The 15,869-nt window shown below is 70.0% G+C and carries 14 protein-coding genes; 10 read left to right on the forward strand and 4 right to left on the reverse strand.

The features are described from left to right. The first annotated feature begins 3 nt into the window (after positions 1–3). Both K4L06_RS04780 and K4L06_RS04785 read left to right on the forward strand, forming a co-directional pair. Positions 4–267 (forward strand): hypothetical protein, encoded by a 264-nt coding sequence (locus tag K4L06_RS04780; protein ID WP_221670309.1) that lies wholly within the window; start codon positions 4–6, stop codon positions 265–267. Between the two features lie 203 nt (positions 268–470). Next, positions 471–764, forward strand: coding sequence for a hypothetical protein (locus K4L06_RS04785; protein ID WP_221670310.1), 294 nt, complete (start codon positions 471–473; stop codon positions 762–764). A 260-nt stretch (positions 765–1,024) separates the two neighbouring features. Here the strand turns inward: K4L06_RS04785 and K4L06_RS04790 are convergent, their stop codons facing one another. After that, positions 1,025–3,433, reverse strand: coding sequence for a GH92 family glycosyl hydrolase (locus K4L06_RS04790; protein WP_221670311.1), 2,409 nt, complete (start codon positions 3,431–3,433; stop codon positions 1,025–1,027). Positions 3,434–3,673: 240 nt separating this feature from the next. On the opposite strand from K4L06_RS04790, the gene K4L06_RS04795 reads away from it, so the two are divergent. The 5 genes from K4L06_RS04795 (at position 3,674) to K4L06_RS04815 (ending at position 9,036) form a co-directional block, all read left to right on the forward strand. Further along, the gene (locus K4L06_RS04795; RefSeq protein WP_221670312.1) at positions 3,674–4,726 is read left to right on the forward strand and encodes a LacI family DNA-binding transcriptional regulator; all 1,053 of its coding nucleotides are present in this window, start codon (positions 3,674–3,676) and stop codon (positions 4,724–4,726) included. After that, positions 4,723–6,021, forward strand: coding sequence for an L-fucose:H+ symporter permease (gene fucP, locus K4L06_RS04800; protein ID WP_221670313.1), 1,299 nt, complete (start codon positions 4,723–4,725; stop codon positions 6,019–6,021). The genes K4L06_RS04795 and fucP overlap by 4 nt, the downstream gene beginning before the upstream one ends. Continuing rightward, positions 6,021–7,034 (forward strand): carbohydrate kinase, encoded by a 1,014-nt coding sequence (locus tag K4L06_RS04805; RefSeq protein ID WP_221670314.1) that lies wholly within the window; start codon positions 6,021–6,023, stop codon positions 7,032–7,034. The genes fucP and K4L06_RS04805 overlap by 1 nt, the downstream gene beginning before the upstream one ends. A gap of 31 nt (positions 7,035–7,065) precedes the next feature. After that, complete coding sequence (locus K4L06_RS04810; protein ID WP_221670315.1) at positions 7,066–8,277, forward strand: AGE family epimerase/isomerase; 1,212 nt, start codon at positions 7,066–7,068, stop codon at positions 8,275–8,277. Between the two features lie 393 nt (positions 8,278–8,670). Then, positions 8,671–9,036: a nuclear transport factor 2 family protein gene (locus tag K4L06_RS04815; protein WP_221670316.1), complete on the forward strand. Its 366-nt coding sequence runs from the start codon at positions 8,671–8,673 to the stop codon at positions 9,034–9,036. Between the two features lie 251 nt (positions 9,037–9,287). On the opposite strand, the gene rpoD is transcribed toward K4L06_RS04815, so the two are convergent. Then, positions 9,288–11,150: an RNA polymerase sigma factor RpoD gene (gene rpoD / locus K4L06_RS04820; RefSeq protein WP_221670317.1), complete on the reverse strand. Its 1,863-nt coding sequence runs from the start codon at positions 11,148–11,150 to the stop codon at positions 9,288–9,290. Positions 11,151–11,242: 92 nt separating this feature from the next. Beyond that, positions 11,243–11,683, reverse strand: coding sequence for a D-aminoacyl-tRNA deacylase (dtd, locus tag K4L06_RS04825; protein WP_221670318.1), 441 nt, complete (start codon positions 11,681–11,683; stop codon positions 11,243–11,245). 99 nt (positions 11,684–11,782) lie between these two features. On the opposite strand from dtd, the gene K4L06_RS04830 reads away from it, so the two are divergent. The 3 genes from K4L06_RS04830 to K4L06_RS04840 all read left to right on the forward strand — a co-directional run bounded on the left by K4L06_RS04830 (position 11,783) and on the right by K4L06_RS04840 (position 14,856). Further along, a complete protein-coding gene (locus K4L06_RS04830; RefSeq protein WP_221670319.1) occupies positions 11,783–12,703 on the forward strand; it encodes a lauroyl acyltransferase in 921 nt (306 codons plus the stop codon). A 75-nt stretch (positions 12,704–12,778) separates the two neighbouring features. After that, positions 12,779–13,324: a PH domain-containing protein gene (locus tag K4L06_RS04835; protein WP_221670320.1), complete on the forward strand. Its 546-nt coding sequence runs from the start codon at positions 12,779–12,781 to the stop codon at positions 13,322–13,324. Between the two features lie 89 nt (positions 13,325–13,413). Beyond that, entirely contained in the window at positions 13,414–14,856 is a 1,443-nt protein-coding gene (locus tag K4L06_RS04840) for a PH domain-containing protein (RefSeq protein WP_255595521.1), read from the forward strand. 33 nt (positions 14,857–14,889) lie between these two features. Here K4L06_RS04840 and K4L06_RS04845 read toward each other — a convergent pair whose 3' ends face one another. Continuing rightward, positions 14,890–15,774, reverse strand: coding sequence for a glycosyltransferase family 2 protein (locus K4L06_RS04845; RefSeq protein WP_221670322.1), 885 nt, complete (start codon positions 15,772–15,774; stop codon positions 14,890–14,892). Positions 15,775–15,869: the final 95 nt, after the last annotated feature.

The raw sequence follows: 15,869 nt of genomic DNA on the forward strand, positions 1-15,869 counted from the left end.
CGCATGAAGGGATGGATTGCCAGAACCGCCGCGCTCGCCTTGTTCGCGGCCCTGATGGGCTCGGCTTCGCCGGTCGCCGCCGAGCCGACCTACGCCTGCACCGCAGCGACGGAAGGCCACTTGTTCCAGGTCGCCTACGACCATCCGTACGACCCGGGCTCGTTCTATCAGTGCCGGGCCGGCGCGTGGCGGCTGATCGGGGTATGCACGCCCAGCCACGGCTGTCCGCCGCCGCCGGATCCGAACGGGCCGATCGTCGAGGTGTAAGCGCGAGATTGCGGCGCAAGCGGCGCGCGCGAGGCGGGGCCAGTCCCGCCTCGCGCTTCGAACGAGCGCGCAAGCGCGGCGATGGTCGATCCAGGCTCGCCATGCGAACATCTCGCGCCCGGCTGGTGAGGCGCGCCGTGGCTGACGGCGTGCAGTCGCAGCCGTGACCTTGCGCCAGTTTTCATTCTGAAAGAGTTTCGTTGATGGACCTGCCCCAACTCGGCGAGTTCCTGCTCGGCGCCTTGCTATCGGCCGTCGTATTCCTGGCCAATGTCGCACGCCCTCGCTTTCTCGGAGTTGTTTCCCCGAACCTGGGCCACGTCGACCGCGACGATCTGGTCAAGTCGCTCAACCAGACCTTGCTGATCTCCGCTGTCGCGACCGTCGCTTGCTTGCTGCTGTACGACCTGGACAGGCCGGAACGGGCGTTTCCGGTACTCGGCGTCGCCGCCGGCACGCTGGCGGTGTATACGGTAGCGATGTTCCGCTTGAAGTAACGGCGCGCCGCCTGCCGCTCCACCCGCCATGCCGCGCACGTACCCAGCCGAGCCGGCGCTCTTCCGCGAACGCGGCTACTTGCCAGGATTCCGCAGCGCCATGACGCTGGAGCCGCTGCGCCGATCGATCCAGGTCAAGCGCCTGATCGAGGGCAAGGGCGGAACGTCCTTGCGCCGGCCACCGGTCTTCCGGCAGACCGGCTCCTGCTCGGCGGCGGTGCGCGTGTCGCAACTGCAGTCCACGCTTTCATCCCTCATCCTCAGCGCTTGCCGCTCATCGAATACGGCCGCGCTGCCGGATCCGTCGCCCAGGCTTTGTCCGGTTCGGCCTGCATGACGAAACGCAGCTCGCCGCCGGCGAGGATCTCGTCGTGGCGCAGGTAGGCGCGGTCCAAGGGCTGGCCGTTGAGGGTCGCGCTGCCGATGTAGGGGCGGGCTGCGTTCAGGCCTTCGGCGACGATGCTGAAGCGCTTGCCATTGGGCAGGTTGAGCGTGGCCTTGGGCAGGAACGGGCGGCCGATGATGTATTCGTTGCTGCCGGGGGCGACCGGGTAGAAGCCTAGCGCGGTGAATACGTACCAGGCCGACATCTGGCCGAGGTCGTCGTTGCCGGCCAAGCCGTCGGGACGCGGCGCGTATTGGCTGGCCATGATCTGGGCCAGGCGTTCCTGGCTGCGCCAGGGTTGGCCGGCGTAGGCGTACAGATAAGCCACGTGATGGCTGGGCTCGTTGCCGTGCGCGTACCAGCCGATCAGGCCGGTGATGTCTTCCATGTGGGCGAAGACCTTCGGGTCGACCTTGGCGTCGAACACCTGGTCGAGACGCTCGATCAGCTTCTGCTCGCCGCCGTGCGCGGCGGCGAGGCCGGCGACGTCCTGCGGCACGTACCAGGAGTACTGCCAGGCGTTGCCCTCGGTGTAGTCGGTGCCGTAGCCGCTGGCGCTGGGATCGAAGGGCTCGCGGAAGGCACCGTCGCGCTTGCGCGCGCGCATGAAGCCGGTCGACGCATCGAAGGCATGGCGCCAGTTCCCGGCCCGTTTTTCGAATCGCTCGGCGATGTCCCCACGCCCCATCGCCCCGGCCATGCGCGCGATGCTCCAGTCGTCGTAGGCGTACTCCAAGGTCTTGGACGCGGCCTCGCCTTCCTCGTCGATCGGCACGTAGCCCAGCTGCTTGTATTGGGCGATGCCGTCGTAAGGGCCGTAGTCGGCGCTGGCGACCATCGCCTGCAAGGCTTCGTCGGCATCGAAGCCGCGGATGCCTTTCATGTACGCGTCGGCGATCACCGGCACGGCGTGGTAGCCGACCATGCACCAGGTTTCCTGGCCATGAAAGGCCCATACCGGCAGCACGCCGTAGGGGCTGTGGCGGCGCGCGGCGAGCAGCGAGTTGACGAAGTCGGCGTTGCGGCGCTCGGGCTGGACCAGGGTCAGCAAAGGATGCAGCGCGCGGTAGGTGTCCCACAGCGAGAAGGTCGAATAGTTGGTCCAGCCTTTGGCTTGGTGCACGGCGTTATCGGGGCCGCGATAGCGGCCGTCGGCGTCCATGAACAAGGTCGGGCCGAGCAGGCTGTGGTAGAGCGCGGTGTAGAAGCTCTTGCGCTGCGGCTCGGGCGCGTCCAGCTCGACCGCCGACAAGGCCTCGCTCCAGCGCTGGCGCGCCTGCGCGCGCACGGCGTCGAAATCGAAGCCGGGCACTTCGGCGTCGAGGTTGGCGATGGCGCTGTCTTCGCTGACCGGCGAGATCGCGAGCTTGACGATCAGCTCCCGGCCCGCGGCTTCGGCGAAATCCAGGCTGGCGACCAGCTGCCGGCCTTCGATCTGGGCGCGCTGGCGCGGGTCTTTCTCGCCCGGCGGCGGGAAGCCCTTGTAGACCACCTCGGCTTCGGTGTCGTGCAAGGCGTGGCCGCTGAGCGGGCGCGAGAAGCGCATGGCGAAGTACAGCTGCCGGCCCGGCGCCCAGCCGCGGGTTTCGCGGAAGCCGGTGACGGTGCCGTCGGCGCGCAGGCGCAGCCGCGACCACAGCACCTTGCCGGGGTAGTCGTACAGGCTGGTGCGCAGGTCGATCAGCAGGTGCGCGCTCTGCCCGGCCGGGTAGCGGTAGCGGTGCACGCCGACGCGTTCGCTGGCGGTGAGTTCGGCGCGGATCTTGTAGTCGTCCAGAGTGACCGCGTAATAGCCGGGCTCGGCGCGCTCGTCGTCGTGGCGGAACGCGGAGCGGTAGCCGCTGCGCGGGGTCTTGGCCTCGCCGCGTTCGAGCTTGACCTCGCCGGCGATCGGCATCAGCAGCACGTCGCCGAGGTCGGAGTGGCCGGTGCCGGAGAAATGGGTATGGGAGAAGCCCACGATGGTGGGATCGCCGTGGCGGTAGCCGGCGGCCCAGCCGTAGGCTTCCTTGCGCGGCTTGATCTCGGTGTCCGGGCTGAGCTGGACCATGCCGAACGGGACCGTCGCGCCGGGATAGGTATGGCCTTCGCCGCCGGTGCCGATGAAGGGGTCGACCGCGCGGTAGGCGCGCTGGCCGGCGTCGCCGGCCGGGGCGGCCAGGACGGGACCGGCGCAGAATGCGGCGCAGGCGCCCCCGACCAGGACGACGGCCAGGCCGGCGCGCCAGCGGCGCGCGGCGGGACGGGACGGGCGGACGGGGGACGACGGGATCGGCCGGGTCATCCGGGCACTCCGTATCGGAACTGGGCGGCAGGAACGCGTCCGGGTCGGCAAAAACGGCCCGGAGGCCTTTTAGATCGTTCTAAATTGAGCCAAGCTAACACGCGTCCCGACCGCGTTCATGCTGCATTGCAGAATGCAGCGGCGGGGCTTAGACCGCAGGATGGCGGCATTTAGAACGATCCAAAAGCCGCCCGGAGCCATGATTTCGGTTCGATCCCCCCTCGCAGCGAGGTGTTCACGATGAACGACGCGCCCGCCCCCCGTGGCCGAGTCACCCTGGCCGACATCGCGCGCGCCTGCGGACTGTCGCGCGCGACGGTGTCGCTGGTGCTGCGCGGCAGCCCGCTGGTGCATGCCGACACCCGCGCCCGGGTCGAAGCCGAACTCAAGCGCCAAGGCTACGTCTATCACCGCGGCGCGGCCAACCTGCGGCGCAAGGTCTCCACCGGTGTGGCGCTGGTGATCAACGACCTGTCCAACCCGTTCTTCGCCGAATTCGCCGCCGGCGTCGACGAATGGCTGGCCACCGCCGGCTTCGTCACCCTGCTCGGCAGCACCAACGAATCGGTCGAACGCCAGCAGGCGGTGCTGACCTCGCTGATGGAGCACGATCCGGCCGGGATCATCCTGTCGCCGGCCGAAGGCAGCGACGGCGCGCGGGTGCGCAACCAGATCGGCGAACGCACGCCGGTGCTGGTGTTCAACCGCGAACTCGACGGCACGCCGTGGGATTTCCTCGCCCTGGACAACATCCACGGCGCGCGCCTGGCCACCCGCCACCTGATCGAGCGCGGCCATCGCCGCATCGCCTTCTTCGGCGGCCATCGCGATTCGTCCTCGTGCCGGCAGCGCCGGCAGGGCTATCGCGAAGCGATGGCCGAGGCCGGGCTGGAGCCGGAACCGCAGTGGCTGGTGGAATGCGCGCCGACCCGGCTGGAAGCGGCGCAGCAGACCGGCGCGCTGTTCGTGCGCGACCCGGCGCCGACCGCGGCGGTCTGCTACAACGACGCGGTCGCGCTGGGCCTGATGGCCGGCCTGGTCGCGCGCGGCCGCCGCCCCGGCGGCGATTTCGCGGTAGTCGGATTCGACGACATTCCCGAAGCCTCGGTCGCCTCGCCGACCCTGACCACGGTCGCGGTCGACCCGCGCGCACGCGGCCGCCAGGCCGCCGAACTGATCCTCAAGCGCCTGCGCGACCCGGACATGGCCCGCGCCCACACCATCGCCCCGGTGCGGCTGCAGGCGCGCAGCAGCAGCGAGGTGCACCTGCCGCACAACGGAGCTTCCGCATGAGCCGTCGCGACATGTCCTACACCGCCGCGCTGGCGGTGGTGACCACGATCTTCTTCACCTGGGGCGGCCTGACCAGCCTCAACGATGTGCTGATCCCGCATCTGAAGGCCGTGTTCCAGATGAACTACGCCCAGTCGATGCTGATCCAGTCGACCTTCTTCGGCGCGTACTTCCTGATGTCGCTGCCGGCCAGCCGGGTGGTGGCCAGGTTCGGCTACAAGAACAGCATCGTGATCGGCCTGATCGTGGCCGCGATCGGCGCGGCGATGTTCTTCCCGGCCGCGCGCATTCCGTCCTATCCGCTGTTCCTGGGCGCGCTGTTCGTGCTCGCCAGCGGCATCACCCTGCTGCAGGTCTCGGCCAATCCCTACATCAGCCTGCTCGGCGATCCGGCCGGCGCGCCTAGCCGCCTGAACCTGGCCCAGGCGCTGAATTCGCTGGGCACCACCGTGTTCCCGTACGTGATCGGCCCGCTGATCCTGTCCGGCGCGGTGCTCGGCACCGCCGAACTGGCGGCGATGACGGCCACCGAACAGGCCGCCTACCGCGCCCACGAGGCCGCGTCGGTGCAGATGCCGTACATGATCATCGCCGGCTGCCTGCTGTTGCTGGCGGTGTTCGTCTACACCATGCGCATCCCGCCGCTGACCGAGGCCACCGAGAGCGCCGACCCGGTGCACCACAGCTTCGCCGAGGTGTTGAGCCAGAAGCACCTGCTGTACGGGGTGATCGCGATCTTCCTCTACGTCGGCGCCGAAGTCTCGATCGGCAGCTTCCTGATCAACTACATCTCGCCGCCGGAGATCGGCAACATCGACCACGCCAAGGCCAGCGAATACCTGGCGTACTACTGGGGCGGGGCGATGGTCGGCCGCTTCGTCGGCGCGATGCTGCTGCAGCGCTTCGACGCGCGCCGCCTGCTGGCGCTGTTCGCGATCGCGGCGATGGCGCTGCTGGCGCTGACCATGAGCAGCAAGGGCTCGCTGGCGATGTGGACGGTGCTGTCGATCGGCCTGTTCAACTCGATCATGTTCCCGACCATCTTCACCATCGCCATCGAACGGCTCGGTCCGATGACCAGCAAGGCCTCCAGCCTGCTGATCATGGGCATCGTCGGCGGCGCGGTGGTGCCGTGGCTGCAGGGCGTGCTGTCCGACCGGATCGGCATCCAGCAATCGTTCGTAATTCCTTTGATCTGTTACGCCTTCATCGTCTGGTACGGCTTCGCCGGCTCGCGCATCCGCGCCGGCCAGGGCCAGCACGCCAGCGCCCAGGCTTCGGGAGTGATGCATTGATGTCTGCTGCAGTGCAGCCCGCGCAATCGCGCAACGCCGCCATCGTCTGCTTCGGCGAAGCCCTGATCGATTTCCTCGCCCGCCCGGCCAAGGCCCCGGGCGAGCCGCGCCATTTCGTCGAATACGCCGGCGGCGCGCCGGCCAACGTCGCCGTGGCCGCGGCCCGGCTCGGCGCGCCAGCGCGCTTCGTCGGCATGCTCGGCCAGGACATGTTCGGCGACTTCATCGCCGCGCAGTTGCAGCACTACGGCGTGGACACCCGCGACGTGGTCCGCACCGGCGAGGCCAAGACCGCGCTGGCCTTCGTCTCGCTGGACGGCGACGGCGAGCGCAGCTTCAGCTTCTACCGCCCGCCGGCGGCCGACCTGCTGTTCCGCGACGCCGACTTCCGCGCCGACGGCTTCGTCGATGCGGGCATCTTCCACGTCTGCTCCAACAGCCTGACCGAGGAAGCCATCGCCGCGACCACCCTGGCCGGGATGCGCCGCGCGCGCCTGGCCGGCGCGCTGGTCAGCATGGACATGAACCTGCGGCCCTCGCTGTGGCCGGCCGAGGTCGATCCGGCGCCGCGCCTGATCGCGGCGCTGCTGGAGGCCGACCTGATCAAGCTGTGCGGCAGCGAGTTCGAGTTCCTCGCCCGCCACCTGGGCGGCGAAGAGGCCGCGCTGCAGCGGCTGTGGCACGGCCATGCGCGCTGCGTGCTGATCACCGACGGCGCCACTCCGATCCGCTGGCATACCCGCACCCGCCAGGGCGAGGTCGCGACCTTCCGGGTCGCGCCGGCCGACACCACCGGCGCCGGCGACGCCTTCGTCGGCGGCTTGCTGCAACGCCTGTCCAGCCTGGGCGTGGACGCGGCCGGCTTCGCCGAGTTCATCGCCGACGAAGCCGCGCTGGTCTCGGCGCTGCGCTACGCCGCGGCCGCCGGCGCGCTGGCCACCACCCGCCACGGCGCGTTCGCGGCCATGCCCGACACCGCCGAGGTCGAGCGGCTGATCCGCGAACAGTCCTGACCGCCGCCCCGCTTCCGATCCGGTATCCCCCATGAATCTTCCCGCGCATCCGCTGCCCGACTTCCGCCGGCCCGAGACCCTGCTCGCGCATATCGCCGACACCATGGCCTTCTACGATCCGGTGGCGCTGGATCCGAACGGCGGCTTCTTCCATTACTTCCGCGACGACGGCTCGGTCTACGACGCCTCGCACCGGCATCTGGTCAGCAGCACGCGCTTCGTCTTCAACTATGCGATGGCGGCGGTCGAGTTCGGCCGCGACGACTATCGCGAGCGCGCCCGCCACGGCCTGCGCTACCTGCGCGAGGCGCACCGCGACCCGGCCGGCGGCTATGCCTGGACGATCCGCGACGGCCGCGCCGAAGACCGCATGAACCACTGCTACGGCGTGGCCTTCGTGCTGCTGGCCTACTCCACCGCGCGCAAGGCCGGCATCGCCGAGGCCGCGGCGTGGATGGACGAAACCTGGGACCTGCTGGAAGCGCGCTTCTGGGAACCGGCCCACGGCCTGTACCGCGACGAGGCCGACGCGGAGTGGAACTTCACTGGCTACCGCGGCCAGAACGCCAACATGCACATGTGCGAGGCGATGCTGGCCGCCTTCGAGGCCTCCGGCGAAGAGCGCTATCTGCAGCGCGCGCTGACCCTGGCGCAGAACATGACCCAGCGCCAGGCGGCGCAGGGCGACGGCCTGGTGTGGGAGCACTACGACCGCGATTGGAACATCGACTGGGACTATCACCGCGACGATCCCAAGCACCTGTTCCGGCCCTGGGGCTTCCAGCCCGGCCATCAGACCGAGTGGTCCAAGCTGCTGCTGATCCTCGACCGCCACCTCACCGCGCGCGGCGAAACCGTGCCGTGGCTGGTGCCGACCGCGCGCCATCTGTTCGACGTCGCCGTCGCCCGTTCCTGGGACAGCGAGCACGGCGGGCTGTGCTACGGCTTCGCCCCGGACGGCACGGTCTGCGACGACGACAAGTATTTCTGGGTCCAGGCCGAATCGCTGGCGACGGCGGCGATGTTGGCGATCCGCACCGGCGAAGCTCAGTACTGGGCGTGGTACGACAAGCTGTGGGCCTACGTCTGGCAACACATGGTCGACCACCGCTACGGCGCTTGGTACCGGATTCTCGATCGCGAGAACCGCAAGTACAGCGACGAGAAGAGCCCGGCCGGCAAGACCGACTACCACACCATGGGCGCGTGCTACGAAGTCCTGCGCTGGTTGCGGCAGCGCTGAGGTTCGCGGCCGCGCGGCGCACCGGCTTTCTGTAGGAGCGGCGTGAGCCGCGACCAAGGGACGCGCAGAAAACCATAGTCGTTCGCACCCCATCGAAGCCGCGCCGCCCCCTTGTAGGAGCGGCGTGAGCCGCGACAGCCGAAGCGGCGTACGCAAGCGCACCAAGCCGAGCGCCCGACAACCGCGAGCGCTCGCAGCGCAGGGCTTCGGCAGGCAAGGTGGTATCGAACCGCTGCGGTTGTCGCTGCTTACGCCGCTCCTACAGGGGCAAGGCGGGTTTCGACGCGAACATGTTGCGCCGCTCGTCGGGAGCGCTGCGCGGGGCCCGGCATCAGGGCCGTGCTGCGGTGCGCGCCGCGCCTATCCTGGTCGCCCGCCTCCGAGGATCGCGCCATGGACACCCAGCAGATCGCCAATCGCTACGTCGAGCTGTGCCGCGCAGGCAAGCACGAACAGATCCAGGACGAACTCTATGCCGACGACGCCGTCAGCATCGAGGCGCCGGGCAACCAGGCCGGACCGCTGGGCAACGTCGAAGGCCTGGCGGCGATCCGCGAAAAAGGCCGCCGCTTCATGGACGACGTGATCGAGATCCACGACAGCTGGTGCAGCGACCCGGCGGTCGGCGGTGACTGGTTCAGCCTGGCGATGAGCATCGACGCCACCTACAAGAGTATGGGCCGGATGCCGATGGCCGAGGTCGCGGTGTACAAGGTGCGCGGCGGCAAGATCGTGCACGAACAGTTCTTCTACGGCTGAGCCTGCGCGCCTTGAGTCGCTTCGGGCCCGTATCCGCGCGGCCGGCTGCGCCGGCGCACGTCGCTTCGCTGCCGCAGCTTAGGGCCGCAGGAAATCCCGTGGCAGGCCGCTCCTGCTGAAGCCGCGCACTGCGCCGACGATGCGGTCCGCCGGGAACCACGCGCAGCGCCGGCGATACGGGCCCGACCCCGCAAACGAAACAGGCCCCGCTCTCGCGGGGCCTGCCGTGTTCCGTGCGCTGCCCGACCGACTCAGTCGATATCGAGGAAGCTGCGCAGCTGTTCCGAGCGGCTCGGGTGACGCAGCTTGCGCAGGGCCTTGGCTTCGATCTGGCGGATGCGCTCGCGGGTCACGTCGAACTGCTTGCCGACCTCTTCCAGGGTGTGGTCGGTGTTCATGTCGATGCCGAAGCGCATGCGCAACACCTTGGCCTCCCTCGGGGTCAGGCCGGCGAGCACGTCGCGGACCGTCTCGGAGAGGTTGATGTTGGTGGTCGCTTCCACCGGGGACTCGACGTTGGTGTCCTCGATGAAGTCGCCCAGATGCGAGTCCTCGTCGTCGCCGATCGGGGTCTCCATCGAGATCGGTTCCTTGGCGATCTTCATGACCTTCCGGATCTTGTCCTCCGGCATGTCCATTTCCTTCGCCAGCTCTTCCGGAGTCGCTTCGCGGCCGTACTGCTGCAGCATCTGGCGGCTGATGCGGTTGAGCTTGTTGATCGTCTCGATCATGTGCACCGGGATGCGGATGGTGCGGGCCTGATCGGCGATCGAACGGGTGATGGCCTGGCGGATCCACCAGGTGGCGTAGGTCGAGAACTTGAAGCCGCGGCGGAATTCGAACTTGTCCACCGCCTTCATCAGGCCGATGTTGCCTTCCTGGATCAGGTCGAGGAACTGCAGGCCGCGGTTGGTGTACTTCTTGGCGATCGAGATCACCAGGCGCAGGTTGGCCTCGACCATCTCCTTCTTGGCCTTGCGCGCCTTGGCTTCGCCGTAGGCGACCTGGCGGCTGATTTCCTTGATGTCGGCCAGGGTCAGCAGCGAGGCCTGTTCCAGCTCGATGGTGGCCTGTTGCTCGGCGATGATCTGGTCCTTGACGTCGCGCAGGCCCGACGACCACTTCTGCTTGCGCTTGAGCAGCTCGTCGACCCATTCCAGATTGGTCTGGTTGCCTTCCCAGGCGCGGATGAAGTCCTTGCGCGGCATCTTGGCCACGCGGGTGGCCAGGTCGAGGATCTTGCGCTCGTGGTCCTTGATCGAGCCGACCACCTCGCGCAGGTTGCGCATCAGGGTGTCGGTCAGGGCCAGCGGAAGCTTCAGGGTGACGAACACCGCGGCGATGTCCTCGCGCAGCTTGGCCACGGTCTTGTGGCCGGCGCCGTTCTTGGCCTGGGCCTTGAGGAACTTGCCGTGCAGGTCGGCGATGGCCTCCATGCGCGCGGCCACTTCGACCGGGTCCGGACCCGAGGTGGTCTCCTCGGCGTCGGCGTCGTCGCCGGCCTCGACTTCCTCGTCCTCGTCGTCCGAATCGCCGCTGTCGTCGGCCGGCAGGGCCGCCGCCGGCGGCTCGGGCTCTTCGTCGAGGTGGTCGTTGAAGCCGACCACGATCTCGGCCAGGCGCTTCTTGCCGGCCTTGTGCTGCTCGTAGTCGTCGAGGATCAGCTGGACCGTGCCCGGGAACAGGCCGAGCGAGGCCTGGACCTGGTTCAGGCCTTCTTCGATGCGCTTGGCGATGGCGATTTCGCCTTCGCGGGTCAGCAGCTCCACCGTGCCCATTTCGCGCATGTACATGCGCACCGGGTCGGTGGTGCGGCCGCCTTCGCCGTCGAGCGCGGTCAGCGCCGCGGCGGCTTCTTCGGCCGCCGTGTCGTCGACTTCGCGATTACCGGTATTGCCGTCGGCCAGCAACAGCGTTTCGGCATCGGGTGCGACTTCGTGCACCTCGATGCCCATGCCGTTGATCATGCCGATGATGTCTTCGATCTGTTCGGCATCGACCAGATCGTCGGGCAGGTGATCGTTGACCTCGGCATAGGTCAGATAGCCCTGCTCCAAGCCCTTGGAGATCAGGAGCTTGATGTCGGACGGAGGGGGCTGACGTTCGTTGGCCATGGGCTGCGCCACCGCTGCTTGGATAGGGGAACGCTCCAGTATATCAGATCCGCCAGGGTCGGCCGGAGGGCCGGGGCCAGGCAGGGACGGATCTAGGACCGGAGAAGGAAGGTGACCGGGCCGTCGTTGACCAGGCTGACCACCATATGGGCACCGAAGCGGCCGGTTTCCACCCCTCCGGCGTGACGCGCCCGGCAAGTTTCGACCAGCCGGTTGAATAGCGGTTCAGCCAGGGCCGGCGCGGCCGCGGTGCTGAAGCCCGGACGCATGCCGCTGCTGGTGTCCGCGGCCAGGGTGAACTGGCTGACCAGCAGCAGGCCGCCGCCGGTGTCGGCCAGGCCGCGGTTCATCCGCCCGGCCTCGTCGGCGAACACCCGGTAGCCGAGCAGGCGTTCGGCCATGCGCGCGATCTGGGCTTCGCCGTCGCCGGGTTCGACCCCGACCAGGGCCAGCAGGCCGGGGCCGATCGCGCCGACGGTTTCGCCGTCGACCACGACCGAGGCCTGGGCGACGCGCTGGATCAGACTGAGCATGTGGACGGGCGGATCACGGCGTTCGGGCCCGAAAGTCTAAAGGGACGGAGGGGGTTAAGCCCGCTTAACCCCCTCCGTCCCTTTTACTAAACTGGGGCGATGACCCGTTTCGTCGCCCGCTTGCTCTACCTCGCCGCCGGTGCGCTCGGCCGCCTGCCCTGGTCCTGGCAGATGGGCCTGGGCGATGCGGTGGCCCGGCTATGGCAGCGCCGCGCCGCGCGCGAGGCCCGGGTCGCCCGGGTCAACCTGGAGCTGGCCTATCCGGACCTGGCGCCGGAGCCGCGCGAGCGCCTGCAGCAGGCCATCGTCCGCACCACCGCGCGCCAGGCGATCGAGACCCTGCGCCTGTGGACCCGGCCGCATGCCGAGAACCTGGCGCTGCTGCGCGAGCAGCACGGGGTCGAGCTGTTCGACGCCGCCCTGGCCTCCGGCCGCGGCCTGATCGTGGCCGCGCCGCACTACGGCAACTGGGAGCTGCTGAACCAATGGCTGGCCTCGCGCACGCCGCTGGCGATCCTGTACCGACCGCCCGAATCGGCGGTCGGCGAGGCCTTCCTCAACCTGGTCCGCGCCGACAGCGACACCGGTCGGGTGACCCAGGTCCGCGCCGAGGGCGCGGCGGTGCGCCAGCTGTGGAAACGGCTCAGCGCCGGCGGCGTGGTCGGGATCCTGCCCGACCAGCAGCCCAAGGCCGGCGACGGCGAGTTCGCGCCGTTCTTCGGCGTGCCGGCGCTGACCATGACCCTGCTCGGCCGGCTCGCCGAACGCACCGGCGCGACCGTGCTGTTCGCCTATTGCGAACGCCTGCCGGCGCATCCGCAGCAGCCGGCGTTCGCGCTGCGCATCGAGGCCGCGCCGGCCGGCATCGCCGACCCCGATCCGCAACGCGCCTGCGCCGCCCTCAACGCCGCAGTCGAACGCATCGCCCGGCGCGACCCGGCCCAGTACCAGTGGACCTACAAGCGCTACACCCTGCGCCCGTCCGGCAACGGCGACGACAATCCCTACCGCTTGCGCTGAGCGCGCCGCAACGCGCACTGCGCGGCCGTCGTCGCGGCTACACTCGGCGCTTCACGCACTAGCCGCCGACCGACGATGACCGACGCGCCCGCCAGCGCCGATTCCCCTGCCCCGCCGGCGCCCGCGCCCGCCATCGACGCGCCCGCCGCCGACGAGGGCTGGCAACAGCTGCCGCCGCGCGCCCAATTGCTGTGCACGATCGACGTCAGCATTTCCCTGGCGGTGGTGTTCGCGATCGCCGGGGTGGTCGCCGGGGTGCTGACCCGCGGCCTGCTGGTCGGCGCCGCCAGCGCGCTCACCGGCGCCCTGCTCGGCGCCGGCATCGGCACCTGGATCGGCCTGCGCCGTTATCGCAACACGCTGTGGCGGCTGGACGCGCACGGTTTCGCGGTGCGCCGCGGCGTCGCCTGGCAGCGCGAGACGCTGGTGCCGCTGACCCGGGTCCAGCACCTGGACCTCAAGCACGGCCCGCTGCAGCGATTGCGCGACCTGGCCACCCTGGTCGTGCACACCGCCGGCACCCGCCACAGCGCGGTGTCGATCGACCACCTCGACGCCGCCGACGCCGAGCGCCTGCGCGAACGCCTGGGCCGCCAGCTCGACAGCGACGACGAGGCCTGATGAGCGCGCCCGAGCCCGCCGCCGCGACCGCTCCGTCGCCGCCCGCCGCGCCGCGCGGCGAGGCCGCGCTGGACCGGCGCCTGCATCCGATGTCGTGGCTGTTCGTGCTGATCCAGCAGCTCAAGCAGTTCGTGGTGCCGCTGATCGCCCTGCTGGTGTTCGGCCGCGGCGACCGCAACGAGCTGTGGCCGCTGATCGGCGTCGGCGTGCTGGTCGTGGTGTCGATCTGGCGCTACCTGACCTATCGCTACGGCATCGGCGCCAACCACCTGGTGGTGCGCAGCGGGCTGTTCAACCGCAGCCTGCGCGAGATCCCGTTCGTGCGGATCCAGAACGTGGCCGTGCACCAGACCGTGCTGCACCGCTTGTTCGGGGTCGCCGAGGTGCGCCTGGAATCGGCTGGCAGCAAGGAGCCGGAGGCGCAGATGCGGGTGCTCAAGCTCGCCGACGCGCTGGCCCTGGAAGCGCTGGTGCGGCGGCGCGGCGACGCGGCCGCGCCGGACCAGGCCGAGCCGGCGGCCGAGGTCCTGCTGCGCCTGTCGCCGGCCGAGGTGCTGCGGCTGGGGCTGGTCTCCGACGGCGGCCTGGTCCTGATCGGCGCCGGCTTCGCCGCGCTGACCCAGGCCATGCCCGACTTCAACGCCAAGGTGCCGGGCCGGCTGATGCGCGAGGCGGTGCGCTGGCTGTTCGGCCGGGTCGAGTCCTATCACCTGGACGCGCTCGGCTACGTCGGCGTGGCCCTGATCCTGGCGCTGACCCTGGCGGTCGCGCTCAAGCTGCTGTCGGTGGCGCTGGCGGTGCTGCGCTATTACGGCTTCGAACTCAGCGAACACGGCCGCCGCCTGACCGCCGAACGCGGTCTGCTCGGGCGCTGGCGCACCACCGTGCCGCGCCGGCGCATCCAGGCCTGGACCCTGGAGGAAGGCCTGCTGCACCGCCTGTTGGCGCGGCGCCGGCTGGCGGTGGACACGGTCGGCGCCGGCGACCAGGACGACGGCCGCGCGCTCAAGGAGCTGGCGCCGATCGCGCCGCTGCCGGTCTGCGACGCCCTGGTCGACCGGCTGTTGCCGGGCGCGCAGCTGGAGCGGCTGCCGTGGCGGCCGCTGCCGGACGCGGCTTGGTGGCGACTGTTCCTGCCCGACCTGCCCTGGGTCGCGCTGGCGGCGTTCGCGCTGTACTGGCAGGTCGGAATCTTGAGCGCGCTGGCGCTGCTGTGGCTGCCGTGGGCGGCGTTCAAGGCCCAGCGCCGCGCGCGCCGGATCGGCTACGCCGTCGATGCGCAGTTGGTCGCGGTGCGCGAAGGCTGGTGGCGGCGCTATTGGCGTTTCGCCGAACTCGACAAGCTGCAGGCCTTGCAGATCACCCGCTCGCCGATCGACCGCCGCTGCGGCACCGCGACCCTGTGGCTGGACACCGCCGGCGCCGGCGCGCTGGGGCCGCCGTTGCGGATCCGTTTCCTGCCCGAAGCCGAAGCGCGGCGGCTGTACGCCGAACTGGCCGCGGTGCTGGCGCGGCGCCCGCTGCGTTGGTGAGCGCGCGCCGCCGAGACGCCCGGACGGCGGAACTCAGCCGGCCGGCTGCGGCCAGGCCGCACCGAGGCCGTCGACCGCCGCCGCGTCCGGCTGCGGTTGTTGCTGCAGGCCGTGCTCGGTCCAGGCCAGGCGCTGGCGCCGGGTCTGCGCGCGCAGGGCGCGATTGAAGGCGATGCTCTCGGCGCTGGCGTAGCCGCGCGGATGGTCCAGGTGGACCACGATCGCGCGATGGCGGATGCGGATGCCGCGCACGCCGGCGTTCTCCAGCCGTTCGCCGAATTCGCGGTCCTGGCCGCCGTAGCGCATGCGCTCGTCGAAGCCGTTGACGGCCAGGATGTCGCGCTTCCAGCCCGAGGCGCCGTGGCCGTTCCAGCTCGCCCGCGCCGGGCTGACCTGGTCCAGCAACCAGGCCAGCCGCGGCGGCGCCGTCAGTTTGAGATCGCGGCGCGTGGCCGGCATGCCGTGCGCGCGCAGCCAGTGCGCGTCGAAGCAACGGCCGGCGGCGATGTCGTCGCCGTCGATGCGCCGGCTCGTCTCCATCGGCAGCTTGTGATAGCCGCCGGACAGGAACCGGCCGGGGCGGCGCAGGCGCAGATGGGTGGCGACGAAGTCGGCGCGCGGGATGCAATCGCCGTCGGTGAAGATCAGATAGTCGGCGGCGCTGGCGCGGATCGCCATGTTCAGCGCCTGGCATTTGCGGAAGCCCTGGTCGGGCTGCCACAGGTGGCGCAGCGGCATCGGCAGCTGCGGCCGCAGGCGCTCGATGCATGCGCGGGTTTCCTCGCCGCTGCCGTCGTCGGCGACCAGGATCTCGAAATCGCGCCGGCTCTGCGCGGCGAAGCCCAACAGCACCTTCTCCAGCCAGGCCGGCTGGTTGTAGGTGGTGAACACGACGCTGGCGGCGGGCGATGGGGTCATGGCGGCACGTCGTCACGGAAGCGGCGGCGGAGCAATCAAGCCGCAACGCGTCCGCGCCATCATCGGTTTGCGCGTCCCGCGGTTGCGGCGCGCCC

It is taken from the genome of Lysobacter sp. BMK333-48F3, assembly GCF_019733395.1.
Taxonomy (GTDB): domain Bacteria; phylum Pseudomonadota; class Gammaproteobacteria; order Xanthomonadales; family Xanthomonadaceae; genus Lysobacter.

Bases quoted from the DNA above. Each gene is read 5' to 3' on its own strand.
- K4L06_RS04840 (WP_255595521.1), top strand. From the start codon at position 13,414: ATGTCGTGGCTGTTCGTGCTGATCCAGCAGCTCAAGCAGTTCGTGGTG.
- K4L06_RS04845 (WP_221670322.1), bottom strand. From the start codon at position 15,774: ATGACCCCATCGCCCGCCGCCAGCGTCGTGTTCACCACCTACAACCAG.
- K4L06_RS04830 (WP_221670319.1), top strand. From the start codon at position 11,783: ATGACCCGTTTCGTCGCCCGCTTGCTCTACCTCGCCGCCGGTGCGCTC.
- K4L06_RS04815 (WP_221670316.1), top strand. From the start codon at position 8,671: ATGGACACCCAGCAGATCGCCAATCGCTACGTCGAGCTGTGCCGCGCA.
- rpoD (WP_221670317.1), bottom strand. From the start codon at position 11,150: ATGGCCAACGAACGTCAGCCCCCTCCGTCCGACATCAAGCTCCTGATC.
- K4L06_RS04810 (WP_221670315.1), top strand. From the start codon at position 7,066: ATGAATCTTCCCGCGCATCCGCTGCCCGACTTCCGCCGGCCCGAGACC.
- K4L06_RS04835 (WP_221670320.1), top strand. From the start codon at position 12,779: ATGACCGACGCGCCCGCCAGCGCCGATTCCCCTGCCCCGCCGGCGCCC.
- dtd (WP_221670318.1), bottom strand. From the start codon at position 11,683: ATGCTCAGTCTGATCCAGCGCGTCGCCCAGGCCTCGGTCGTGGTCGAC.
- K4L06_RS04805 (WP_221670314.1), top strand. From the start codon at position 6,021: ATGTCTGCTGCAGTGCAGCCCGCGCAATCGCGCAACGCCGCCATCGTC.
- K4L06_RS04780 (WP_221670309.1), top strand. From the start codon at position 4: ATGAAGGGATGGATTGCCAGAACCGCCGCGCTCGCCTTGTTCGCGGCC.
- K4L06_RS04790 (WP_221670311.1), bottom strand. From the start codon at position 3,433: ATGACCCGGCCGATCCCGTCGTCCCCCGTCCGCCCGTCCCGTCCCGCC.
- fucP (WP_221670313.1), top strand. From the start codon at position 4,723: ATGAGCCGTCGCGACATGTCCTACACCGCCGCGCTGGCGGTGGTGACC.
- K4L06_RS04795 (WP_221670312.1), top strand. From the start codon at position 3,674: ATGAACGACGCGCCCGCCCCCCGTGGCCGAGTCACCCTGGCCGACATC.
- K4L06_RS04785 (WP_221670310.1), top strand. From the start codon at position 471: ATGGACCTGCCCCAACTCGGCGAGTTCCTGCTCGGCGCCTTGCTATCG.